Genomic DNA, 24,284 nt, shown 5'->3' with positions numbered 1-24,284 from the left:
TTAAGGATATTCGGATCTGTTAGAATTCCCTCATTAGGACATGCTGAGTTTCATAAAACGATCGGATGGGAACAATGGACAGAGTGATGGCGGCAACGGTATTCAACCATATCTGTGATTTGGGTAGCCTGAGCGCAGCCGCGCGTGCGTTGGGGCTTTCCCGTCCGATGGTCAGTCGTTATCTCGACGAGATGGAAAAATGGGCAGGCGCAAGGCTTATCCATCGCTCATCGCGTCGCTTGACGATCACGCCAGCGGGTGAAGAGGCATTAGTGAAAACACGTTCTCTGGCGCAACTTTCGCTGGATATTGGTGCCGCCAGTGCCGCGCAAATTCCCTCCGGCACGCTACGTGTAGCCTGCGCCCATTTTACCGCGATGCATATTCTTGCTCCGGTTCTGCCGACGTTTATGGCGCAATATCCGCAATTACGTATTGAGGTGGAGATCAATAATCAACCGGTAAGCCTTGTGGGGGAACGCATCGATGTGGCGATCCGCATAACAGATAATCCAGAGCCAGGGACTATTGCCCGTCGGTTGGGCGACTGTAAATCGGTGCTTTGCGCGTCTGCAGATTATCTGCATCAACATGGCACACCTGAGACAATCGACGATCTCACACGGCACAATTGCCTGTACTACAGCGGTTTTGCCGGACAATCCTGGCACTTTTTGGATCCTCAGGGGCAGTCTGTCTCCGTTGCAATTAAAGGGAATTTGAGTGCAGGGATCTCTTCGCTGCTCTGCGAGTCGGCGGTGGCCGGAATGGGGATCGCGTTGGTGCCAGAGCTGGAGGCGCAGGAAGGGCTGGAGCAGGGAAAGCTAATTCGATTACTGCCAGAACTTCAACCTAAATGCCTGCCGATTTATGGTTTGTACCTTTCACGTGAACATCAACCCGCAGGGCTACGCCTGCTGCTGGACACGCTCAGTGAGGCACAGCGTTAAATATGTGATTGAACGCGTTTATAAAATAGTCAAACCGCAATTAGTGTTAAAAAAAACTAATCGGTGTATGAGATTCTTCTTATCGCCCCTTCAAGAGCTAAGCCAATATGAGTGCCGGAGATAAGCGCCGGATGGGGCCGGAACCCTTAAGCCTGCCAACAAGCAGACTTAAGGGTTTTTTGTTGTTTGTTTATTATTTGAATTGTTTTTCCCTACCTTCATCCCCACCTATCCCTTAAATAGACATTTTCCATACATCTTTTGTCATTTGACCTGACTGAACGATTGGATTTTCATAATCCATTATTAATCAATGCATTGAACAAAATAATCCATCCCTGTAAACCCTCGCTGCAGGGTCTATGCTTAGTAAAAGTAGTCAAAAAGGGCGATTAACCCGAATGCCCCTGCTGTTGAGGGGTTGAAGTGATAATCATTATCACTAACATGGTGTTATAGCTTAAAAGCTAGTGACTCGAGGTAACTCTATGGAATTGCATTCAGGAACATTTAACCCGGACGATTTTGCCTGGCGTGGGCTGACGTTAACGCCAGCGGCTGCGGCGCATATCCGTGAACTGGTGGCAAAGCAACCTGACATGTTGGGTGTGCGTTTAGGCGTGAAGCAAACAGGGTGCGCGGGATTCGGTTACGTGCTGGATACCGTCCGCCAACCCGAAAAAGACGATCTGCTGTTTGAAACGGAGGGCGCCAGACTTTATGTGCCGTTGCAGGCGATGCCGTTCATTGACGGTACAGAAGTCGATTTCGTTCGCGAAGGATTAAACCAGTTATTTAAATTTCATAACCCGAAAGCCCAGAACGAATGCGGCTGTGGCGAAAGTTTTGGGGTATAGGCGGTACTATGTCTCGTAATACTGAAGCAACTGACGATGTCAACACCTGGGCTGGCGGGCACCTTAATTACAAAGAGGGCTTCTTCACCCAACTGCAAACCGATGAGCTGGCAAAAGGGATCAATGAAGATGTCGTGCGCGCGATTTCGGCAAAACGAAATGAACCCGACTGGATGCTGGAATTTCGCCTGAATGCCTTTAAAGCGTGGCTGACCATGGAAGAACCACACTGGCTTAAAGCGCATTACGACAAACTGAATTATCAGGAGTATAGCTATTACTCCGCACCTTCCTGCGGTAACTGCGATGAAACCTGTGCGTCCGAACCGGGAGCGGTACAGCAAACGGGCGCGAATGCATTTTTAAGCAAAGAGGTTGAGGACGCATTCGAACAGCTTGGCGTGCCGGTACGTGAAGGCAAAGAAGTGGCGGTTGATGCTATTTTCGACTCGGTATCGGTAGCGACCACCTATCGCGACAAACTGGCGGAGCAGGGCATTATTTTCTGTTCGTTCGGTGAGGCCATTCACGATCATCCTGAGCTGGTAAAACAGTACCTGGGCACGGTTGTCCCCGGCAATGACAATTTCTTTGCCGCGCTGAATGCGGCGGTGGCATCTGACGGCACGTTTATTTATGTACCGAAAGGCGTACGTTGCCCAATGGAGCTGTCGACCTATTTCCGTATCAATGCGGAAAAAACCGGGCAGTTTGAACGCACCATTCTGGTTGCGGATGAGGGCAGCTACGTCAGCTATATCGAAGGCTGTTCAGCCCCGGTGCGCGACAGTTACCAACTACACGCGGCGGTGGTGGAAGTCATCATTCACAAAGATGCCGAAGTGAAATACTCCACGGTGCAAAACTGGTTTCCCGGCGATGGCAATACGGGCGGTATTTTGAATTTCGTCACCAAGCGCGCACTCTGCGAAGGCGAAAACAGCAAAATGTCGTGGACGCAGTCGGAAACCGGCTCGGCCATTACCTGGAAATACCCAAGCTGCATTTTGCGTGGCGACAACTCGATCGGCGAATTCTACTCCGTCGCGCTGACCAGTGGACATCAGCAGGCCGATACCGGCACCAAAATGATCCACATTGGCAAAAACACCAAATCGACCATTATCTCGAAAGGGATCTCCGCCGGACACAGCCAGAACAGTTATCGCGGCTTAGTGAAAATCATGCCGACCGCTACTAACGCACGCAACTATACCCAATGCGATTCGATGTTGATCGGTGCGGATTGTGGGGCACACACCTTCCCGTATGTGGAGTGTCGTAACAATAGCGCCCAGCTTGAACATGAAGCCACCACGTCGCGTATTGGTGAAGACCAGTTGTTTTACTGCCTGCAGCGCGGCATCAGTGAAGAAGATGCTATTTCGATGATCGTGAATGGTTTCTGTAAAGACGTGTTCTCTGAACTGCCGCTGGAGTTTGCTGTGGAAGCGCAAAAACTTCTCGCCATAAGTCTTGAGCACAGCGTCGGTTAAATTTTAAGGAAAGCACATGTTAAGCATCAAAGATTTACAGGTCAGTGTGGAAGATAAGGCGATCTTGCGTGGGTTGAGCCTTGAGGTTCGCCCCGGAGAGGTTCACGCCATTATGGGACCAAACGGTTCGGGGAAAAGTACGCTTTCCGCAACTCTCGCTGGACGGGAAGACTACGACGTCACTGGCGGAACGGTAGAGTTCAACGGCAAGGATTTACTGGAACTGTCGCCGGAAGACCGGGCCGGTGAAGGGATCTTTATGGCATTCCAGTATCCGGTGGAAATCCCTGGCGTCAGTAACCAGTTTTTCCTGCAAACGGCGCTGAATGCGGTGCGGAGTTACCGTGGCGAAGAGTCGCTGGATCGATTCGACTTCCAGGATCTGATGGAAGAGAAAATAGCGCTGCTGAAGATGCCGGAGGATTTGCTCACGCGCTCGGTAAACGTCGGTTTCTCCGGCGGTGAGAAAAAACGTAATGACATTCTGCAAATGGCCGTGCTGGAGCCTCAGTTGTGCATTCTTGATGAGTCAGACTCCGGGCTGGATATTGATGCGCTGAAAATCGTTGCGGATGGCGTGAACTCGCTGCGTGACGGGAAACGCTCATTCATTATCGTCACTCACTATCAGCGCATCCTGGACTATATCAAACCCGATTTTGTTCACGTTCTCTACCAGGGGCGAATTGTGAAGTCCGGTGATTTTACGCTGGTCAAACAACTGGAGGAGCAAGGTTATGGCTGGCTTAGCGAACAGCAGTAACGTGCTGCAACAGTGGCATCATCTGTTTGAGACGCAAGGGGAGACACGCTCACACCATGCGCAGCAGCACTTGCAACAGATGCTGCGTCTGGGGCTGCCAACGCGTAAACATGAGGACTGGAAATACACGCCGCTGGAGGGATTAACCAACAGCCAGTTTGTCAGTCATGTCGCTGAGATAACGTCAGCCCAATGTGCAGCGTTGTCGCCGACAATTGATGCTGTACGACTGGTATTTGTTGACGGGCAATTCTCTCCGACGCTCAGCGACAGTACAGACGGTAGCGGTTTTGACATTACCATTGACGATGCGCGCCAGGTGCTGCCAGCGGCTATCCAACCGGAAGTGTTTTTGCACCTTACCGAAAGCCTGTCCCGTAGCGTAACGCACATTCAGGTGAAGCGTAACCAGCGCCCCGCGAAACCGCTGCTGCTGCTGCACATAACCCAGGGGCTGGCGGGCGATGAGGTGAATACGGCGCACTATCGCCACCATCTGGAGCTAGCGGAAGGCGCAGAAGCCACCGTCATTGAACACTATGCCAGCCTCAGCGAGCGTCGCCATTTCACCGGCGCACGCTTAACGATGAACGTCGCGGCAAACGCCCATTTGCGCCATATCAAACTGGTGTTCGAAAATCCGTTTAGTCACCACTTCGCGCATAATGACATTCAATTGGGCGCGGATGCTACTGCCGTTAGCCACAGCTTCTTGCTTGGTGATGCGGTATTGCGCCATAACACCAGTACGCAGCTTAACGGTGAAAACACCACGCTTCGGCTGAACAGTCTGGCGATGCCGGTGAAAAATGAAGTCTGTGATACACGGACCTGGCTTGAGCACAACAAAGGGTATTGCAACAGTCGCCAACTGCATAAAACGATTGTCAGCGATAAGGGACGAGCGGTCTTCAATGGTCTGATCAACGTCGCCCAGCACGCCATCAAAACCGACGGTCAGATGACCAACAATAATTTGTTGCTCGGAAAGCTGGCGGAGGTGGATACCAAGCCACAGCTCGAAATTTACGCCGACGATGTGAAATGCAGCCACGGGGCGACGGTAGGACGGATCGACGACGAACAGATGTTCTATCTGCGTTCGCGAGGGATCGGCCAGCAGGATGCTCAACACATGATTCTCTATGCGTTTGCCGCTGAGCTGACGGAAGCCCTGGGCGATGAAACGCTGAAACAACAGGTACTGGCGCGGATCGCCCAACGCTTGCCGGGAGGCGCAGCATGACATTTCCCATTGAAAAAGTACGGGCAGACTTTCCGGTCCTGACGCGTGAAGTGAACGGTTTACCGTTGGCGTATCTGGACAGCGCTGCCAGCGCGCAAAAACCCAATCAGGTGATTGATGCCGAGGCCGAGTTTTATCGTCACGGCTATGCGGCGGTCCACCGCGGTATTCATACGCTGAGCGCCCAGGCCACGGAAAAAATGGAAAATGTGCGCAAGCTTGCCTCGTTGTTTATTAACGCCCGCTCAGCGGAAGAGCTGGTGTTTGTTCGTGGTACGACGGAAGGCATCAATCTGGTGGCGAACAGCTGGGGCAGCAGCAATGTGCGAGCGGGCGATAACATTATCATCAGTGAAATGGAGCACCACGCCAATATTGTGCCCTGGCAGATGCTGTGTGCCCGCGTAGGGGCAGAGCTGCGCGTTATTCCGCTCAATGCCGATGGTACGTTGCAGCTGGAGACGCTGCCGACGCTGTTTGACGATCGTACGCAACTGCTGGCGATTACCCACGTTTCTAACGTGTTGGGTACCGAGAACCCGTTATCGGAAATGATTGAGCTGGCGCATCAATACGGCGCAAAAGTGTTGGTAGATGGCGCGCAGGCGGTGATGCATCATCAGGTGGATGTCCAGGCACTGGATTGCGATTTTTATGTTTTCTCCGGGCATAAACTTTATGGACCAACCGGTATTGGCGTTCTGTATGCCAGAGAGTCGCTGTTGCAGGAGATGCCACCCTGGGAAGGCGGTGGTTCAATGATTGCGACGGTGAGTTTGAGTCAGGGAACAACGTGGGCTAAAGCCCCCTGGCGTTTTGAAGCCGGAACGCCAAACACCGGAGGTATTATCGGACTCGGCGCGGCTATTGAGTATGTTTCAGCACTGGGGCTTACTGAAATCAGCGAATATGAACAGTTCATGATGCGCTATGCGTTGGAGCAGCTGGCGGATGTGCCGGATTTGACACTCTACGGACCGGATAACCGCCTGGGTGTGATTGCATTTAACCTTGGTAAACATCACGCCTTTGACGTCGGCAGTTTTCTTGATAACTATGGAATAGCCGTGCGGACGGGGCATCACTGCGCTATGCCGCTGATGGCCTACTATAACGTTCCTGCTATGTGCCGGGCGTCGATTGCAATGTACAACACCCATGAAGAAGTGGATCGCCTGGTAACGGGCCTCAAGCGTATTCATCACTTACTGGGCTAACAGGGAGGCGTTATGGCTGCGCTACCGGATAAAGAAAAGTTGTTGCGTAATTTTCTGCGTTGCGCTAATTGGGAAGAGAAATACCTGTACATTATTGAGCTGGGTCAGCGTTTGCCGGAATTAAACGACGACTTACGCTGCCCGGAAAATAGCATCCAGGGATGTCAAAGTCAGGTATGGATTGTTATGAACCAGAATGGCGAAGGGATTATTGAATTACAGGGCGACAGTGATGCGGCAATTGTGAAAGGACTTATTGCCGTGGTGTTCATTTTGTATGATCGCATGACGGCCCAGGATATTGTGAATTTTGATGTGCGTCCGTGGTTTGAAAAAATGGCGCTCGCACAGCACCTCACGCCGTCTCGTTCACAAGGGCTGGAGGCGATGATTCGGGCTATTCGCGCCAAAGCCGCAACTCTTAGCTAAACTGATAAAACACGTTAACTTTCAGACCGACTTGAAAGCGTTCGTGTAAGGCAACGCAGTGACTCGTAAGCCGGATTGGGCGCTCGCCGCCGTCCGGCAAGAACGCCAGGGGGGTGAGTGAGTATGAAACGCGCGTCTGTTATTACGTTAATGCTAATCGGCGCTTACAGCGCTATTCAGGCCGCATGGGCGGTCGATTATCCTTTGCCCCAGGCGAACAGCCGCCTTGTTGGGCAAAACCAAACCTACACCGTGCAGGAAGGCGATAAAAACCTACAGGCGATAGCCCGTAAGTTTGATACCGCTGCCATGCTGATCCTTGAAGCCAACAACACTATTGCCCCCGTACCTAAACCCGGAACCCTGATTACTATTCCCTCACAATTACTGCTGCCGGATGCACCACGCGAAGGCATTATTGTGAATCTGGCGGAACTGCGTCTGTATTACTTCCCGCCAGGAGAGAATATTGTTCAGGTATTCCCAATTGGTATCGGTTTGCAGGGGCTGGAAACGCCGGTAATGGAAACCCGGGTTGGGCAGAAAATCCCGAATCCTACCTGGACCCCTACACCAGGCATCCGTAAACGCTCTCTGGAGCGCGGCATCACATTACCGCCTGTTGTACCTGCCGGGCCAAATAACCCGTTAGGACGCTTTGCACTGCGTCTGGCGCATGGAAACGGTGAGTATCTGATCCATGGCACCAGCGCGCCGGACAGCGTGGGCCTGCGTGTGAGTTCTGGTTGTATTCGCATGAACGCGCCGGACATTAAAGCACTGTTTGCTCAGGTCCGCACAGGCACGCCGGTGAGGGTGATTAATGAGCCGATAAAATATTCGATTGAGCCGAACGGCATGAGGTATGTCGAAGTGCATCGACCGCTGTCGCCGGAAGAGGAACAAAACGTCCAGACCATGCCGTATGTGCTGCCAGCCGGTTTTACCCAGTTTAAAGACAATAAAGCGGTGGATAACAGTCTGGTGGAAAGGGCGTTGTATCGTCGCGCAGGTTATCCGGTCACCGTCACTGCCGGGCAAGCATCGGTCGCGAGCAATGGGCCAGAAGTGAAGTCTGCGCAAAATGGCGTGCCGGGAGGAGATGCTGAGGTGCGCGCTACGCAATAACAGGGAAGGGGAATTCAGAGCAAAAAAAATGGCGCACAATGTGCGCCATTTTTATTACACAGATACTATTACTTGCGGTATTTAGTAGCTGCGTTGTCCAGACGCTGGTTAGCGCGAGCTGCGTCATCTTTAGCAGCCTGAACGTCGGAACGCATTGCGTTCACGTCGTTGCTCAGCTGGTCAACTTTAGCGTTCAGAGTCTGAACGTCAGAAGACAGCTGATCGATTTTAGCGTTGCTGGAGCAACCTGCCAGCAGAGTAGAACCCAGGATTACCGCGCCCAGTACCAGTTTAGTACGATTCATTATTAATACCCTCTAGATTGAGTTAATCTCCATGTAGCGTTACAAGTATTACACAAACTTTTTTATGTTGAGAATATTTTTTTGATGGGAATGCACTTATTTTTGATCGTTCGCTCAAAGAAGCATCGAATTGTGCAAAAACGGCTAAAAACCCGAGTGAAAACAGAAAGCTTCCATCGGATTCATCTTAGATAATCACGGATTAGATAGTGAAATCCGATTTGATTTTTTATTAATTGTGGCTATCGATAAAATAAAAAAAGCGCCACCAGGGCGCTTTTTTAAGCAAATTAATTCGCGATGGAATTATTACAGCACGTGAACGGATGCGGTGTTGGTGGTGCCGCTCGGAACCAGTGCACCAGAAACCATAACCACAACGTCACCTTTCTGAGCCAGACCGCTTTCCAGAGCGACTTCTTTACCCAGACGATAGAAATCATCGGTAGAGCTGATTTCTTTAACCACCTGTGCAACAACGCCTTTGCTCAGCACCAGCTGACGCGCGGTAGTTTCGTTGGTGGTCAGCGCCAGGATGGTGGCATCCGGGAAGTATTTACGTACTGCGCGAGCGGATTTACCACCCTGGGTTGCGACGACGATCAGCGGCGCGTCCAGTTTTTCAGCAGTTTCAACCGCGCCACGGCAAACGGCTTCGGTGATGCGCAGTTTGCGGCTGTCGTTGTTGAAGTCCAGACGGCTGGTCATCACACGGTCAGTACGCTCACAGATGGTCGCCATGATGGTAACGGCTTCCAGCGGGTATTTACCTTTTGCAGACTCGCCAGACAGCATTACTGCGTCGGTACCGTCGAGGATGGCGTTCGCTACGTCACCGGCTTCAGCGCGGGTCGGACGCGGGTTTTTGATCATGGAGTCCAGCATCTGGGTCGCAGTGATAACGACTTTACGTGCACGGATACATTTTTCGATGATCATCTTTTGCGCGAAGATAACTTCTTCAACCGGGATCTCAACGCCCATATCGCCACGCGCAACCATGATGCCGTCAGACGCTTCGAGGATTTCGTCGAAGTTGTTCAGGCCTTCCTGGTTTTCGATTTTGGAGATGATCTGGATGTTTTCGCCGCCGTGCGCTTTCAGGTGCTCACGGATTTCAACGACGTCAGAACGTTTACGGATAAAGGACGCTGCAACGAAGTCAACGCCTTGCTCGCAACCGAAGATCAAGTCTTGTTTGTCTTTTTCAGCCAGTGCTGGCAGCGCGATGGAAACGCCCGGCAGGTTAACGCCTTTGTTTTCGCCCAGGTCGCCGTTGTTCAGCACTTTACAGATAACTTTGTTACCTTCGATGGCGGTAACTTCCATGCCGATCAGACCATCGTCAACCAGAACGGTGTTGCCGACAGACAGATCTTTAGTGAAGCCTTCGTAAGTTACAGCAACGATTTCGTTGTTGCCTACGACAGATTTGTCGGTGGTGAAGGTGAAGGTCTGGCCCGCTTTCAGGGAAACGTCGTTACCGCCTTCCAGTTTGATGGTACGGATTTCCGGACCTTTGGTGTCGAGCAGGATTGCGGCTTTCTTGCCGGTTTTGCTCATAACGTTGCGCAAATTCTTGATGCGCTGACCGTGTTCTGCGTAGTCGCCGTGGGAGAAGTTCAGACGCATGACGTTCATGCCCGCGTCCAGCATTTTGGTTAACATCTCTTCGGATTCGGTTTTCGGACCGATGGTGCAAACAATTTTCGTCTTTTTCATGACAGTCTTAGTCTTTAAGTTGAGAAGGATATGGAAATCTGGCTCCCATCGCGCACGGATGGGAAGCTAAACCTGAGTTACGAAAGTTGTGATGCCTCGCTCTAAGGATAGGTGACATCGAAAAAGCGTGCAGAGGAATGTGTGCTTGTGTTTCAGCCCAACGGGATGGTGAGTTCTGTAGTCGTTGAGTTTTACAGGTCAATGTGCTGAAACCATTCAAGAGACAATTGGCGCGCATTATACGCTGAAAATTATCAAAAAGGAAAATGGAAACAGCGTTTCAAAACACTTCTGTGAAGTTTTACAAAAATTATTCATTAATTTGTTCATCGGTATGGATAAAGAGGTTATCCGGCGTTGCGATTTGTTGCGCAACAAACAGCATTTAACATCTCGATGACTACGTTTTATGCCGTTGACGTCGATACAGTACTATATTCCTAAAAGTTATATCAAATGCGTTTTAATTCATTTTAAAAGCCAATTCCACTGATTACACTCGTTTGGACATCCATACTGCTAAACAGCTAAAAGCGCTAGCAGAAGAACAATAAGCAGCAGCGGATACCTAAACGACATGATTGTCCTGAAAAATATTTCGAAAGTGTTTACGCCAGGCAGGCTTGCTATTACCGCTGTCGATAACGTCAACCTGACGGTTGAACAGGGACAGATTTACGGCATTATTGGTTACAGCGGGGCAGGTAAAAGCACTTTAATTCGTTTGCTCAATGGTCTCGAAAAACCGACCTCCGGCAGCGTGACGATTAACGGCCACGATATCTCGGCCGCCAGTGGGGAATCGTTACGCCAGGCGCGACTGAAAATCAGCATGGTGTTTCAACACTTCAATTTGCTGTGGTCGCGGACCGTTAGCGAAAACATTGCGTTCTCTATGCAAATCGCCGGTGCGTCCAAAGCGTCCATCAACGCGCGGGTTGCTGAACTGATTACGCTGGTTGGGCTGAGCGGTCGTGAAAATGCGTATCCTTCCCAGCTCAGCGGTGGGCAAAAACAGCGTGTAGGAATTGCTCGTGCGCTGGCGAACAATCCAGATGTCCTGCTGTGTGACGAAGCCACCTCGGCGCTTGATCCGCAAACTACCGATCAGATCCTCGATTTACTCCTCGATATTAACCGTCGTTTCAAATTAACCATTGTGCTGATCACTCATGAAATGCACGTGGTACGCAAAATCTGCGACCGCGTCGCGGTAATGGAAAACGGCAAGGTCGTTGAGGAAGGTGATGTGCTCAGCGTCTTTACCCATCCTCAGCAGCCTATTACCCGACAGTTTGTTCGTCAGGTGAGCCAGTACACCGAAGAAGACGAATTTAATCCGCAGCTGGCAAGCGAGTTGGGTGGGGTGGTTATCAAATTAACCTTTACCGGGCAACGTACCCATCGGCCTGTGGTTGGGGAATTGACCCTGCGCTATGGCCTGCCGTTCAACATCTTGCACGGCAAGATGACGCAAACCGCACACGGCGTGTTTGGTCAACTCTGGGTGCACGTGGTGGCCTCTGAGGAACAATTGAACAATATTTTGGCCGACCTGCGCCAGAGCGACATTGAAGGCGAGGTGATTCAACATGGCTGAAGAACTGTTTCCCCATCTGAAGTGGGATCAACTGTTAGCGGCAACCCAGGAAACGCTGTATATGACAGCTCTTTCGGGGGCGGCGACCTTTATCCTGGGCATCGCGCTTGGCCTGGCATTGTTCCTGACCGCGCGCGGCGGATTGTTCCCTAATCGTGCGGTATATAGTGCTATTTCACTGGTGGTGAATATCTTTCGTTCGATCCCATTCATCATTTTGATCGTGCTGCTGATCCCGTTTACCAAAGCGATGGTAGGCACCATTCTCGGCGCCAATGCCGCGTTGCCTGCGCTGATCGTGGGGGCCGCGCCGTTTTATGCGCGTCTGGTCGAAATCGCTCTGCGTGAAGTGGATAAAGGCGTTATTGAAGCGACGCGTTCGATGGGCGCACGGCTGAGCACGCTTATTTTTCGAGTTTTACTGCCGGAATCCTCTCCTGCTCTGGTGTCCGGGATCACCGTGACGCTAATTGCGTTGGTTAGCTACAGCGCGATGGCAGGGGTAATTGGTGCCGGTGGTTTAGGGAATTTGGCCTATCTGGAAGGATTCCAGCGCAACCACAGCGACGTCACGCTGGTGGCGACGGTGACGATTTTGCTCATTGTCTTCATCATCCAGCTTTGCGGCGATGTGATCACCTCTCTGTTAGATAAACGCTAATAAAATACGGAAACCATTATCATGAAAAAATCACTGACGTTACTCGCCGCAGCAACCTTAAGCGCCCTGAGCTTTGCCTCCTGGGCTGATACTCTGACCGTTGGCGCGTCTAACGTGCCGCATGCGGAGATCCTTGAACAGGCCAAACCGATTCTGGCGAAGCAGGGGATCGATCTGGAGATTAAACCGTTCCAGGATTACATTCTGCCGAACACTGCGCTGGCTGGCCGTGAGATTGACGCCAACTACTTCCAGCATATTCCGTACCTGAACAGCGTGATTAAAGACCATGCAGGCGATAAAACGTATGACTTCGTCAGCGCCGGAGCGATTCACATTGAGCCGATTGGTATCTATTCGAAAAAAGTGAAATCACTTAAAGATCTGCCGGAAGGCGGCAAAGTCATCATGCGTGATGCGGTATCTGAGGAAGGCCGTATTCTGTCGATTTTCGAAAAAGAGGGGGTGATCAAGCTGAAGCCAGGCGTGGATAAAGTAACCGCGCGCATTAGCGATATCGTCGAAAACCCGAAAAAGCTGAAGTTCCTGCCAAACGTGGAAGCCGCGCTGTTACCGCAGATGTATAACAACGACGAAGGCGATGCGGTGGTGATTAACGCCAACTACGCCATCGACGCCGGGCTGGATCCAGTGAAAGATCCTATTGCCGTTGAAAGTGGTGAAAACAACCCGTATGCCAACATCATTACCGTGCATCGTGGCGACGAGAAGAAAAAGGATATCGTAGCGTTGGTTGATGTCCTGCATTCAAAAGAGATCCAGGACTGGATCCGTACTAAATATAAAGGTGCGGTGATCCCGGTAAACAACTAATCTGCTTTTTGCTGGGTGGCGGAGTGCTTTATCCGGCCTACGACGTCCTGTAGGCCGGGTAAAACGCGTTCGCGATGCCATGCGGCAGCAGAGCTACACTCGCTCAATTCTCGCTGGCAACCCCTGACGCACCGACGCACCCGACACCCAGTCAAGCCAGGTATTGGCTACCTGTCGGGTTGGGTCCGCAAAACCCAATTCGTTGAGATTAATCCCCGACTTAATCTGCTCATCAAACGCCATCGGTTCACCATCGAGGGTATGCCGTGCCGCGCCCATTTCTTTATGTCCGTAACCATGTTCAATGGCGATGACACCCGGCATGACGCCATGCAGCAGGCTTATCTGCGCTTGCGCCTGACCACCTGGAGTGGTGATACGCACGATATCGCCGTGTGCTAAACCATACCGCTGACCATCCTGTGGATTGAGCGCCACCAGATTAACCGGCTTCAGATGATGAAGGCGTGGGATCACCGCCGTGGCGCTGGACATGGTATTGGATTTGAAGGAAATCAGTTTCAACGGCCACTCTTGTTCCGGGAACAACTCCTCGATTGCACGTCCATCTGACAGACGTGATGGATACCAGGCCGGGCAGCCGCTGTAGCGCTCGCCAGTAATCGCATGGCGGTGCGCGGCGACGTTCGCATTCCAGATTTGGAGCGGTTTTTCCCAGGCATTGCCGACGCGGTTATCAACTCGCCCGCTGTTGTCCGGCGCAAAGCGCCCGCCGCGGGAGTAGATAAACGCCACTCGGCTGATTTCATCGGTTTTCAACGTTTGGGTCATCACAGGCATGATCCGCTGGACCCCGGTCAGCGCTATGTCTTCCGGCTGTGCTTCAGCAACCGGAGCTTTGCCCATAAACGCAATATTGGCCGCGAGACGCAGGTAGTAATCTTCCGCACGGTTCAACGGATAGTGATTACCTTGCGGATCGGTAATTGCATTGTCGCCGAATCCAGGTAGCCCGATGCGCTTTGCCACTGCGATACAGAAAGACTCCATCGAGGCCGGTTGGCCATCAGCCGTGAGGCTGGTCGCCGATCTGACAACTGGCCAACGCGCGGTGGTGGCTTTGCTGGCCACGCCCGCCCACGGAGTGCTGAATCCCCAGCTTTCGAAGTTGTGGGTATCCGGCACGATGTAATCTGCCAGCGCCGTGGTTTCGTTCATAAAGGCGTCAATGGCAATAAACAGCGGCAGACGAGCAGGATCCTTGAGCTTTTCTTCCGCCACGCCGCGTAATCCCGCAATGCCGTAAAACGGGTTGGTCATGTTGGAGATCCAGGCTTTCAGCGGATAAGGGTAACCTTCAAGCGCCGAGACGAGGAGTTCGGTAAGCTGACCGGCGACAAACGGATACCACGGTGCTTTAGCCGGGAAGGGCGATTGCCCTGCAGCCACCTTATTGCGGTACTCTTCCGAAGACTCATAAGCGGTTTTACTGCGCGCGATGCTTAACCCTTTCGGTTTTACCTTCCCGGCGAAGCTGTCCATGTTGTAGCGCGGACCGTCGGTGGCGCCATTAAACTTGCCGCCGCCGACGAACACGCCGCCTTCAAGGCTGAGGTTACCAATAAGCGCATTGAGCATCATCACCGACCAGGCGTTATAAAATCCATTGCCTGCCATCATTCCGCCGTGCGTGATCACCGCCGCTTTACGCCCGTGGCGGGTGAATGCGTCGGCCAGAGCGGCAATGTCTGCTTCTGACACCCCACACTGCTGGCTGTACTGCGTTAGCGACAGTTTCTCTGCGGACTCACGCAGACACTGGAAGCTGCTTTTTACCGTTACTGTCTGCCCGTCGGCCAGCGTCACTTCACGGATAACAAACAGCTGAGCACGCGGGCAACTGCTGGCGGCGACAATCTCACCGGCCTCGTTGACGACCACCGGCTCCTGGGCTGCGTTTGCACTCAGATGGGCGAGGGTCAGGTGCTGTCCGGCAAGCGTTGGAATTTCATCGGTAATCACCAGATGCGTAGCGTTAGTCCAGCTTTTTTCTCCAGCCTGCTGCATGGCCTGCACGCCGGGAATGGCGAGATAATCAGCGTTATAGCGTTGTTTATCGATAATCCAGCTTATCATTCCCATAGCCAGCGCGGAGTCGCTTCCCGGTCGTACGGGCTGCCAGTGACCGCGATCGTCAGCCAGCACCGTGGTTAATGGCAGGGCTGGCGCCACCACAACATAGCGGAAGTCGTCACGTAAACGGGCGCTGGCCAGCTGGCGGGCCTGGCGCTTAAACGGGTTGCCGGATTGCGCCGGAGAGGTGCCCATAAACAGCGCGAATTCGACGTTATCCCAGTCGGGTTTCACGTGGGTATTTTTATCCAGATCGCCCATTAACGCGCCGGAACCGGCCCGATAGGCCAGGCCGCAGTAAGCGCCATGAGCACCGAAGTTTTTACTGCCGAAACTGTTCAGTGCGAAGCGACGTAAAAAGGTATCACGTCCTTCATCGCTGGTATTGGTGACCAGCAGTTGATTGGATTTTGGGCCAAAGCCGGGATGTTTCGCATCAAGCGGTGTAGTGGGATCGTGGATGGCTCTCAGACCATCAACGTGGCCTTCACCAAACAAATCGCCACCTTCCACCACCTCTTTGATCAGCTGTTCGAAGCTGATGCGCTGCCATTTTCCTTCACCGCGTTTACCGACGCGCTTCATAGGCTCCAGAATACGTAGCGGGCTGTACAGACCTTCGAGTAAGGTTGCGCCACGGGCGCAGGCGGTGGAACGTGCGTCAAGACCTGACTCCCCGGCCAATTGTTCCATTGCCGTGGCAAAGGGGACGGAGGCGTCTATATGGTGCTCGTGCGACAACGGATGATAAGGGTTGCCCGCAATGCGCAGCACTTTGCCTTGCTCAGTGTCAACGCGAACCCGTACACCACACTGCGTCCAGCAACCAAAGCACTGCGTCATCGAGATCACCTGCTGCGGGTTTTGCTGCCAGTGAGGCCGGGCGTTGGCTTCTGGGATTAGCGCGTTGGCAAAAATGCGGTCACGGGTAATTTTGCCCGAGGTTCCGTCCAACAAACCGTCTATCGCGCGCTTTGCCACATCCCGATAACTCAGGCCAAAAGTCACCATGCCACCTACGGCAAGGCCCACTTTAAGCCACTGACGACGGGTTAAATTAGCCATGTTGCATTCTCCTTGCGATCGCGTTCAGGGCTTCACGAACAATAATAATCAGTGCTATCCACAGGCCGAAGGTACCCACAATAGCCAGCCAGCCATCGGTGCCGCCGGGCAGGGTATAGGGATTAAACTGCGCGTTAAATTTCGGTACGGTCTGCACCTGGATGAGTAACGTCCATCGCATTAGCCAGCACAGCGCCATAGCGCTAAAAGCGAGTAATATGCGCAGCGGTAGCGACAAGGGGTAACGTACAACCAACCCGCAAAGAGCAAGCGAAACAAGCCATAGCGCAACCCAACCGATAGCGTAGTGTTGTGCTGAAGAGGCAACATCCAGCCAATGACGGATAGCCGAACCGGAAAGCGTATTACCACTCGCCCAGATCGCCACCACGATAGCCAGCGCGATCAACGTGACCATTTGCCCCCACGCTAGCTTACGCGGTAGTGCGTCCTTGCTATTTGTCGTGGCAATAAGCAGGGCAAGAAATGTTTGCAGCGCGCTGAGGAACATCGCAACCGGAAAGGCGTAACTGAACCAAATGGGACGCGCCTGTACCACCGACACTTCACGGCCGGTGTAAACCAGCAATCCGATGGCGGACAGCGCGCTACCAAGTGCTAACCATTTTGTGACGCTGTAACTTTTTAGCGTTAGCCGTTTCACATGCTGCGCCAGAAACCACAGACCTAAAAAACCGGTAAACAGCGGTAAAAACAGCGCGCCCCACGGCATCCAGGACCATGGCGTCGGATACGCATAGAAATGCCAGACGCGGGCGGTTTGGTGTAGATCAGCGGTCAGCGCCAGCGGCGCGGTAATCGCGCAGGTCAGGGCGATTAGCAGCGTCAGATTCTCCAGGTCTGCCGTTTCTTTTTTGCGCCAGTGGAGAACGCAGGCGAACAGCGCGGCGCAGGCGGCAATGCCGATGAAAAAGAAATATTGTACGGCCCAGGGTAACCAGCTTACGTCCTGGGGATGGGCCAGAACCTCGTCGATAATCAGTGAATGGTTCATTTAAACCTCCTGCCAGAGAGCGGGTTGAGCACGTCCCATCAATGGGGTAACAAACGCCTCATCCAGCCCCAGATAGAACACGTGAGGAGACGTACCGCTTTCCGGCTTCAGGACTTTGATGGCGTCATGGTGTTCATGCAGCATTTGTGAAATGCGGCTGTGCGGATCTTTAATATCGCCAATGATGCGCGCGCCGCCGACGCAGGATTCCACACAGGCCGGGAGCAGCCCCGCTTCTAGACGGTGAACGCAAAAGGTACATTTATCGGCGGTTTGCGTTTCATGGTTGATGAATCGCGCATCATAAGGGCAGGCCTGCACGCAATAGGCGCAGCCCACGCAGCGTGTGTTGTCGACCACCACAATGCCGTCTTCGCGTTGGAAAGTGGCTTGTACCGGGCAAACGGGCACGCAAGGGGGATTATCACAATGGTTGCACAGTCGCGGCAGCAGGACGTTGGTAACGCTTTGCTGGCCTTCAATCTGTACTTGATACTGGTTGACGAGGGTACGAAATTCGCCCTGTGGCGTCTGGTTTTCAATGGCGCAACTGACGGTACAGGCCTGGCAGCCGATACAGCGTCGCAGGTCAACCAGCATGGCGTAGCGATGCTGTTGTGAGCCTTCGTGGCGTTCAGGCGAAAAGGGAAATTGCGCCTGAGCCAGCGGAACCAGTGATGCGCCAGCGGTCAGGACGCCCAGTCGCTGGAGAAACTGCCGTTTACTGCTGTCCATATTTTTTCCCGTCACGATGCAACAACGAAACATTGGTCACGCCGTTGATTTGCGTGTGATGAATAAAGAATCTCAATGATTTACAGTGTAAAAATCGTGACGGGGTATACTCTATTGTGGTTAACCACATACCCGGCTTGTTGTTGATCTAAAACAACATAATTGACAGGGATAATTGAGTGGGACGCAACGTAGTAAGATGTCTGACGGTACTGGCGTCGCTGTGGATGCTAAGCGGCGCGGTCAGGGCGCAGACATGGAACATTGGCGTTTTGGCGATGCGCGGGGAGGTTTCTACACGTAATCACTGGCAGCCGCTGGAAACCTTGTTGAATCAGCAAATCCCCGGTGAGCAGTTTCATATTCAACCGCTGGACCTGCGGCAGATGCAGGAGGCGGTGAATCGTGGAACGGTACACTTTGTGGTCACCAATCCGGCGCAGTTTGTCCAGCTTAACAGCCGCTCAGCGCTACGCTGGCTGGCGTCGTTACGATCCACCCGTGGTGGGAAAGCCACCAGTAACGTGATTGGCAGCGCCATTCTCGTCAGGCGCGACAGTGGGTTAACCTCCGCACACGATCTGATCGGCAAAACGGTTGGCGCCATTGATGCTCAGGCGTTTGGCGGCTATTTGCTGGGATATAAAGCGCTCAGTGATGCCGGTCTGCGCCCTGAACGTGATTTACGTCTGACGTTTACCGGATTTCCCGCCGATGCCTTACTCTATTTATTACGTGAAAAAGCCGTGCAGGCGGTGATCGTGCCGGTGTGCCTGCTGGAAAAAATGGATGAAGAAGGCCTCATCCGTAAAACCGATTTTATGACCGTGTTGAACCATCCGACCTCAATTCCCTGTTTAACCAGTACGCCGCTCTATCCGGACTGGTCATTTGCCGCACTACCTGCTGTGAGTGACGAGCTGGCCGATCGCGTCACGCGGGTACTGTTCAATGCACCGCAAAACGCGACGTTTCGCTGGGGCGCGCCCGCCTCGACCCGTGAAGTAGAAGCGTTGCTGCGCGACGTCCGACAGCATCCGCAGCAGCGTCAGCTGTGGCTGGATGTCAAAAGCTGGTTTATTCAACACCGACTGGCGATGGGGGGCGTGGTCATCGTATTGCTGTTGCTTACGCTCAATTACATCTGGGTGATGCTGTTGGTTCGCCGACGTGGCAGGCAGCTGGAGCGGAACAACGTGTTGTTGCACAAACAGGAACAGGCGCTGGAGACTGCCCGCCAAATGAGCGTGCTGGGGGAGATGACCTCCGGTTTTGCCCATGAGCTCAATCAGCCGTTGTCGGCTATCCGCCATTATGCCCAAGGCTGTCTGATTCGCCTGCGTGGTCAGGATGAGCAGCATCCGTTGTTGCCCGCGCTTGAGCACATAGACGCCCAGGCACAACGAGGAGCCGATACGCTGCGCAATCTCCGGCAGTGGGTCAGCCAGGCACAGGGCAATCCGGTACTCACCGATGGCTGGCAAGCCATCAACGTTCACGATGCTATCCATCACGTCTGGCAATTACTGCGCATGCCCCAGCAATTCCCGGCGGTAACGCTGCACACGCAGGTTAGCAAGGCGTTAACGTTGATGCTGCCAAGCGTTCTTCTTGAGCAGGTGCTGGCTAATCTGGTACTCAATGCCGCCCAGGCAGGTGCTACGACGGTATGGTTTAGCGCCCTGCATAAGGATGGCGGCGTGCGTATTCAGGTGCAGGATAATGCCGGAGGTATTGACGAGGCTCAGTTGTATCAGGCGTTTCAGCCGTTTATGACCACCCGCAAAGAAGGTATGGGACTAGGACTGGCCATTTGTCAGCGACTGGTGCGCTACGCAAACGGAGATATTGAGATCAAAAATCAGCAGGCCCCGGACGGTAAAGCGGGGGCGAGAGTGACATTGTATTTTAAGCCAAATCAGGAAGGAGGCCGTAGTGGCGATAATTCATCTGCTGGATGACGACATTGCCGTTACCCAGGCCTGTGCGTTTTTATTGGAAAGTCTGGGATATGAAGTGTCTTGCTGGGAGCAAGGCGAGAAATTCCTCGCCGAGGCAAATTTGCACCAGGTGGGCGTACTACTGCTGGATATGCGTATGCCGGTACTGGATGGGCACGCTGTGCATGAAATCATGCGTCAGAAAGCAAGTACGCTGGCGGTGGTCTTTCTCACCGGGCACGGCGACGTGCCGATGGCGGTTGAGCAAATGAAACGTGGCGCGGTCGATTTTTTGCAAAAACCGGTGTCAGCCGTGCCGCTTCAGGCGGCATTAGAACATGCCTTGCAGGTCTCGGCAGCGGCGTTCTCGCGACAAGAGATCATCTCATGCTACCAACAACTTACGCCAAAAGAACGGGAACTGGCGCATCTGGTAGCAAAAGGGTTAATGAATCGGGAAATTGCTGATGCCATGAATATTGCCGTGCGTACGGTTGAAGTGCACCGGGCGCGGGTGATGGAAAAAATGCAGGCAGGAAGTCTTGCTGAGCTCGTTAATCGACTTCAGAGAATTCAGTAGAATGATGACATTTATTTGATTTTCATTGAATTTTGTCTAAATCCTCAGAGTGATATATGCTGTTGGTTTGAGTTAATGACGAGCGGGCAAAAATGGGAAATCAGACGAAAGACGACGAGTTGTACCGTGAAATGTGCAGAGTAGTCGGTAAAGTAGTGCTGGAAATGCGCGATCTGGGACAAGAACCTAAGCATATCGTCATTGCGGGAGTACTGAGAACCACCCTTGCTAACCAGCGCGTGAAGCGCAGTGAGTTAGAAAAACAGGCTATTGAGACCGTAATTAAAGCATTGGCCGGTTAATTCATAAAAAGAGGACCGCAGAAATTTTTTGCCGTCCTCTTATTCTCGATACGTTAATCTATCAATCTATATAATTTATCTCCGTTAATAATTGGTTGTAGAGAACTATAAATCGATATGTATTTATTTATATATCGGTGACTGTACAGTATTATATTTGGGAGAGGGTTCACAAATATTTGTAATTTAAATAGGCTGTTATTTCACTCTATTTCTTAATGATAATAAATCTCACTCCGCATTAATTATATCCCTTCCGTTTTTTAATTGATGACGATCAAGACTATGTATGCTGAATAACCACATTATTTCTGCGCCTAACCCTAAAGGATTAGATTCATTCAGTTTAACCACCGTCATTTACGCGATCAGGTTAGGGCAAAAATTTACGTGTTGTTGGCAACATTAACCGCCCGATATGGCTTGAGCTGCGCTGGTTTAAATTAGCTTGGATGTGTTGCTACCACAGCATTTGCGAAGAGGATGCGAAATAAATGAACCAGGTTGATCGTCCATTTTTAGATTGTGGTTTAACGCGACTAGAATTCCTGCGGATATCAGGGAAAGGACTGGCAGGATTAACGATTGCCCCCGCGCTGTTATCCCTATTTGGTTGTAAGCAGGAAGATGTCGATAGTGGGACCGTGGGGCTTATCAATACGCCGAAAGGGGTTCTGGTGACCCAGCGAGCCCGCTGTACGGGCTGTCACCGCTGTGAAATATCCTGTACCAATTATAACGATGGTGCCGTAGGGACCTTCTTTTCCCGGATAAAAATCCATCGCAATTTCTTCTTTGGCGATGATGGCGTCGGGTCCGGTGGTGGGCTGTATGGCGATTTAAACTATACCGCTGATACCTGCCGACAATGTAAAGATCCGCAGTGCATGAAGGTCTGCCCAATTGGTGCAATTACCTGGAAACAAGAAGACGGTTGTATTGCGGTGGACCACAAACGCTGTATTGGCTGTAGCGCGTGTACCACAGCCTGCCCGTGGATGATGGCGACCGTAAATACCGAAACGAAAAAATCCTCAAAATGTGTGTTATGCGGAGAATGCGCCAATGCTTGTCCGACTGGGGCATTAAAAATTATCGAGTGGAAAGATATTACTGTTTGATAGATAACAGGCATACCTGATTCGCGCCATTAATTGCCAAAAATACTGCAGTTTTGGATAAAAAAGCTGCCTTAAGAATGGCGGGTATATCTATTAAACCTTCTTGCAAAGGAAAACATGATGGCTAATGGTTGGACAGGTAATATTTTACGGGTCAATCTCACCACGGGTAATATCACCCTTGAAGATTCCAGTAAATTTAAAAAATTTGTCGGTGGGATGGGCTTTGGTTATAAAATTATGTACGACGAAGTCCCGCCAGGCACCATGCCTTTTGATGAAGGGAATAAACTGGTTTTTGCCACCGGACCATTGACGGGGTCAGGCGCTCCCTGTAGCTCCCGCGTCAATATCACCTCCTTATCGACGTTTACTAAAGGTAACTTAGTCGTAGATGCCCATATGGGCGGTTTCTTTGCTGCACAAATGAAATTCGCCGGTTACGACGCCATTATTATTGAAGGCAAGTCCGCATCACCGGTCTGGATCAACATCAAAGACGATAAAGTCAGCATCGAAAAAGCCGATTTCTTGTGGGGCAAGGGGACTCGCGCCACAACCGAAGAGATTTGTCGGATTACCAGCCCGGAAACCTGCGTTGCCGCTATTGGGCAGGCGGGTGAGAATCTGGTGCCACTGTCCTGCATGATCAACAGCCGCAACCACAGCGGCGGTGCAGGTACGGGTGCGGTGATGGGTTCTAAAAACCTGAAGGCCATTGCGGTAGAAGGGACCAAAGGCGTCAACATTGCCGATCGTAAAGAGATGAAGCGTCTCAATGACTACATGATGACCGAGCTTATCGGCGCCAACAACAACCACGTTGTGCCAAGCACCCCGCAGGCCTGGGCAGAATACTCTTCGCCAAACTCGCGCTGGACAGCCCGTAAGGGACTTTTCTGGGGCGCGGCAGAAGGGGGGCCAATCGAAACCGGTGAAATCCCGCCAGGCAACCAAAATACAGTGGGTTTCCGTACCTATAAATCGGTGTTCGATCTGGGGCCAGCCGCAGAAAAATACACGGTCAAAATGAGCGGCTGCCATTCATGCCCTATTCGTTGTATGTCGCAGCTCAATGTCCCGCGGGTGAAGGATTTTGGCGTGCCGAGTACCGGCGGCAACACCTGCGTGGCGAACTTTGTTCACACCACCATTTTCCCCAATGGCCCGAAAGATTTTGACGATAAAGACGATGGGCGAGTCGTAGGGAACCTGATCGGACTGAACCTGTTTGACGATTACGGTATCTGGTGTAACTACGGCCAGCTGCACCGTGACTTTACCTACTGTTATTCGAAAGGCGTCTTTAAACGCGTGCTGCCAGCCGAAGAGTACGCGGAGATCCGTTGGGATCAACTGGAGGCGGGCGATCCTAACTTTATCAAAGATTTCTACTATCGACTGGCGCATCGCGTGGGGGAACTCAGTCATCTTGCGGACGGTTCGTATGCCATTGCTGAACGCTGGGATTTGGGCGAAGAGTACTGGGGTTATGCCAAAAATAAACTGTGGTCGCCGTTTGGTTTTCCGGTCCACCATGCAAACGAAGCCTCGGCGCAGGTGGGGGCGATCACCAACTGTATGTTTAACCGTGACTGTATGGCGCACACCCATATCAACTTCATCGGTTCCGGTTTGCCGCTGAAATTACAGCGCGAAGTGGCGGGTGAGTTATTTGGGTCGCAGGACGCCTACGACGAAACCAAAAACTATACCCCAATCAATGCCGCCAAGATCAAATATGCCAAATGGACGCTGCTGAAAGTCTGCCTGCATAACGCGGTTACGCTGTGTAACTGGGTTTGGCCGATGACGGTTTCACCACTCAAGAGCCGCAACTATCGCGGAGATTTGGATCTGGAAGCGAAATTCTTCCAGGCAGTCACCGGTGATGAAACCACGCAGGCGAGTCTGGACCTGGCCGCTGAACGCATCTTTACCCTGCATCGTGCCTATACGGTCAAACTGATGCAAACCAAAGATATGCGTAATGAACACGATCTCATCTGCTCCTGGGTGTTTGATAAAGATCCGAAAATTCCGGTCTTCACCGAAGGCACCGACAAGATGGACAGGGAGGATATGCGCCAGTCACTGACGATGTTCTATCAGGAAATGGGCTGGGATCCCGAGTTGGGTTGCCCAACGCGTGAAACCCTGAATCGACTCGGACTTGAAGACGTGGCAGCCGATTTGGCTGCGCAGGATCTGTTGCCAGCGTAAG

Annotated in this window: 22 protein-coding genes; 16 read left to right on the top strand and 6 right to left on the bottom strand. The window is 52.2% G+C overall.

Annotated elements, in window-relative coordinates; genetic code table 11:
* The first annotated feature begins 74 nt into the window (after positions 1–74).
* The 8 genes from JQN59_RS13150 to ldtE all read left to right on the top strand — a co-directional run bounded on the left by JQN59_RS13150 (position 75) and on the right by ldtE (position 8,086).
* Entirely contained in the window at positions 75–950 is an 876-nt protein-coding gene (locus JQN59_RS13150; RefSeq protein ID WP_048214311.1) for a LysR family transcriptional regulator, read from the top strand.
* Between the two features lie 488 nt (positions 951–1,438).
* Positions 1,439–1,807, top strand: coding sequence for a Fe-S cluster assembly scaffold SufA (gene sufA, locus JQN59_RS13145; RefSeq protein ID WP_003832645.1), 369 nt, complete (start codon positions 1,439–1,441; stop codon positions 1,805–1,807).
* A gap of 8 nt (positions 1,808–1,815) precedes the next feature.
* Positions 1,816–3,303 (top strand): Fe-S cluster assembly protein SufB, encoded by a 1,488-nt coding sequence (gene sufB / locus JQN59_RS13140; protein ID WP_020996440.1) that lies wholly within the window; start codon positions 1,816–1,818, stop codon positions 3,301–3,303.
* A gap of 16 nt (positions 3,304–3,319) precedes the next feature.
* Positions 3,320–4,066: a Fe-S cluster assembly ATPase SufC gene (gene sufC, locus JQN59_RS13135; RefSeq protein WP_003832649.1), complete on the top strand. Its 747-nt coding sequence runs from the start codon at positions 3,320–3,322 to the stop codon at positions 4,064–4,066.
* The gene (gene sufD, locus JQN59_RS13130) at positions 4,041–5,312 is read left to right on the top strand and encodes a Fe-S cluster assembly protein SufD (RefSeq protein ID WP_149607159.1); all 1,272 of its coding nucleotides are present in this window, start codon (positions 4,041–4,043) and stop codon (positions 5,310–5,312) included. Before sufC ends, sufD begins: the two co-directional genes overlap by 26 nt.
* On the top strand, positions 5,309–6,529 hold the full coding sequence (gene sufS / locus JQN59_RS13125) for a cysteine desulfurase SufS (RefSeq protein WP_008784609.1): 1,221 nt from the start codon (positions 5,309–5,311) through the stop codon (positions 6,527–6,529). The genes sufD and sufS overlap by 4 nt, the downstream gene beginning before the upstream one ends.
* A 12-nt stretch (positions 6,530–6,541) precedes the next feature.
* The gene (gene sufE, locus JQN59_RS13120) at positions 6,542–6,958 is read left to right on the top strand and encodes a cysteine desulfuration protein SufE (RefSeq protein WP_003832654.1); all 417 of its coding nucleotides are present in this window, start codon (positions 6,542–6,544) and stop codon (positions 6,956–6,958) included.
* A gap of 123 nt (positions 6,959–7,081) precedes the next feature.
* Positions 7,082–8,086 (top strand): L,D-transpeptidase LdtE, encoded by a 1,005-nt coding sequence (gene ldtE / locus JQN59_RS13115; RefSeq protein WP_032943210.1) that lies wholly within the window; start codon positions 7,082–7,084, stop codon positions 8,084–8,086.
* Positions 8,087–8,154: 68 nt separating this feature from the next.
* Here ldtE and lpp read toward each other — a convergent pair whose 3' ends face one another.
* The 3 genes from lpp to ynhH all read right to left on the bottom strand — a co-directional run bounded on the left by lpp (position 8,155) and on the right by ynhH (position 10,315).
* Positions 8,155–8,391: a murein lipoprotein Lpp gene (gene lpp, locus JQN59_RS13110; protein ID WP_003029373.1), complete on the bottom strand. Its 237-nt coding sequence runs from the start codon at positions 8,389–8,391 to the stop codon at positions 8,155–8,157.
* Between the two features lie 309 nt (positions 8,392–8,700).
* Positions 8,701–10,113: a pyruvate kinase PykF gene (gene pykF / locus JQN59_RS13105; RefSeq protein WP_003029366.1), complete on the bottom strand. Its 1,413-nt coding sequence runs from the start codon at positions 10,111–10,113 to the stop codon at positions 8,701–8,703.
* A 7-nt stretch (positions 10,114–10,120) separates the two neighbouring features.
* Positions 10,121–10,315: a protein YnhH gene (gene ynhH, locus JQN59_RS27185; RefSeq protein ID WP_244293978.1), complete on the bottom strand. Its 195-nt coding sequence runs from the start codon at positions 10,313–10,315 to the stop codon at positions 10,121–10,123.
* Positions 10,316–10,690: 375 nt separating this feature from the next.
* On the opposite strand from ynhH, the gene JQN59_RS13100 reads away from it, so the two are divergent.
* From JQN59_RS13100 to JQN59_RS13090, 3 genes are read left to right on the top strand one after another with little or no spacing between them, the layout of a single operon-like run.
* On the top strand, positions 10,691–11,713 hold the full coding sequence (locus JQN59_RS13100) for a methionine ABC transporter ATP-binding protein (protein WP_149607160.1): 1,023 nt from the start codon (positions 10,691–10,693) through the stop codon (positions 11,711–11,713).
* Complete coding sequence (locus tag JQN59_RS13095; protein ID WP_048214308.1) at positions 11,706–12,374, top strand: methionine ABC transporter permease; 669 nt, start codon at positions 11,706–11,708, stop codon at positions 12,372–12,374. Before JQN59_RS13100 ends, JQN59_RS13095 begins: the two co-directional genes overlap by 8 nt.
* A 21-nt stretch (positions 12,375–12,395) precedes the next feature.
* Positions 12,396–13,208: a MetQ/NlpA family ABC transporter substrate-binding protein gene (locus JQN59_RS13090; protein WP_003029358.1), complete on the top strand. Its 813-nt coding sequence runs from the start codon at positions 12,396–12,398 to the stop codon at positions 13,206–13,208.
* Positions 13,209–13,301: 93 nt separating this feature from the next.
* On the opposite strand, the gene ttrA is transcribed toward JQN59_RS13090, so the two are convergent.
* Genes ttrA through ttrB form a run of 3 tightly spaced genes read right to left on the bottom strand, consistent with a single transcriptional unit; the run spans position 13,302 to position 18,117 of the window.
* The gene (gene ttrA / locus JQN59_RS13085; protein ID WP_149607161.1) at positions 13,302–16,367 is read right to left on the bottom strand and encodes a tetrathionate reductase subunit TtrA; all 3,066 of its coding nucleotides are present in this window, start codon (positions 16,365–16,367) and stop codon (positions 13,302–13,304) included.
* Positions 16,360–17,382 carry a tetrathionate reductase subunit TtrC gene (ttrC, locus tag JQN59_RS13080; protein ID WP_100272552.1) on the bottom strand — a complete coding sequence of 341 codons (1,023 nt, stop codon included), beginning with the start codon at positions 17,380–17,382 and terminating at the stop codon, positions 16,360–16,362. The genes ttrA and ttrC overlap by 8 nt, the downstream gene beginning before the upstream one ends.
* A complete protein-coding gene (ttrB, locus tag JQN59_RS13075; RefSeq protein WP_000378466.1) occupies positions 17,383–18,117 on the bottom strand; it encodes a tetrathionate reductase subunit TtrB in 735 nt (244 codons plus the stop codon). It abuts the gene before it with no gap.
* 227 nt (positions 18,118–18,344) lie between these two features.
* On the opposite strand from ttrB, the gene ttrS reads away from it, so the two are divergent.
* The 5 genes from ttrS to JQN59_RS13050 all read left to right on the top strand — a co-directional run bounded on the left by ttrS (position 18,345) and on the right by JQN59_RS13050 (position 24,283).
* Positions 18,345–20,078, top strand: a complete 1,734-nt coding sequence (gene ttrS, locus JQN59_RS13070) for a tetrathionate respiration histidine kinase TtrS (RefSeq protein WP_149607287.1) — start codon at positions 18,345–18,347, stop codon at positions 20,076–20,078.
* On the top strand, positions 20,053–20,637 hold the full coding sequence (gene ttrR / locus JQN59_RS13065) for a tetrathionate respiration response regulator TtrR (RefSeq protein ID WP_000974596.1): 585 nt from the start codon (positions 20,053–20,055) through the stop codon (positions 20,635–20,637). The genes ttrS and ttrR overlap by 26 nt, the downstream gene beginning before the upstream one ends.
* A gap of 92 nt (positions 20,638–20,729) precedes the next feature.
* A complete protein-coding gene (fumD, locus tag JQN59_RS13060) occupies positions 20,730–20,939 on the top strand; it encodes a fumarate hydratase FumD (RefSeq protein WP_003029345.1) in 210 nt (69 codons plus the stop codon).
* Positions 20,940–21,433: 494 nt separating this feature from the next.
* Complete coding sequence (locus JQN59_RS13055) at positions 21,434–22,060, top strand: ferredoxin-like protein (protein ID WP_003029338.1); 627 nt, start codon at positions 21,434–21,436, stop codon at positions 22,058–22,060.
* A gap of 120 nt (positions 22,061–22,180) precedes the next feature.
* Entirely contained in the window at positions 22,181–24,283 is a 2,103-nt protein-coding gene (locus tag JQN59_RS13050) for an aldehyde ferredoxin oxidoreductase (RefSeq protein ID WP_003832676.1), read from the top strand.
* Position 24,284: the final 1 nt, after the last annotated feature.

Source organism: Citrobacter sp. B72 (assembly GCF_016894305.1).
Taxonomy (GTDB): Bacteria; Pseudomonadota; Gammaproteobacteria; order Enterobacterales; family Enterobacteriaceae; genus Citrobacter; species Citrobacter portucalensis.
This window is presented reverse-complemented; position numbering and strand designations above follow the sequence as displayed.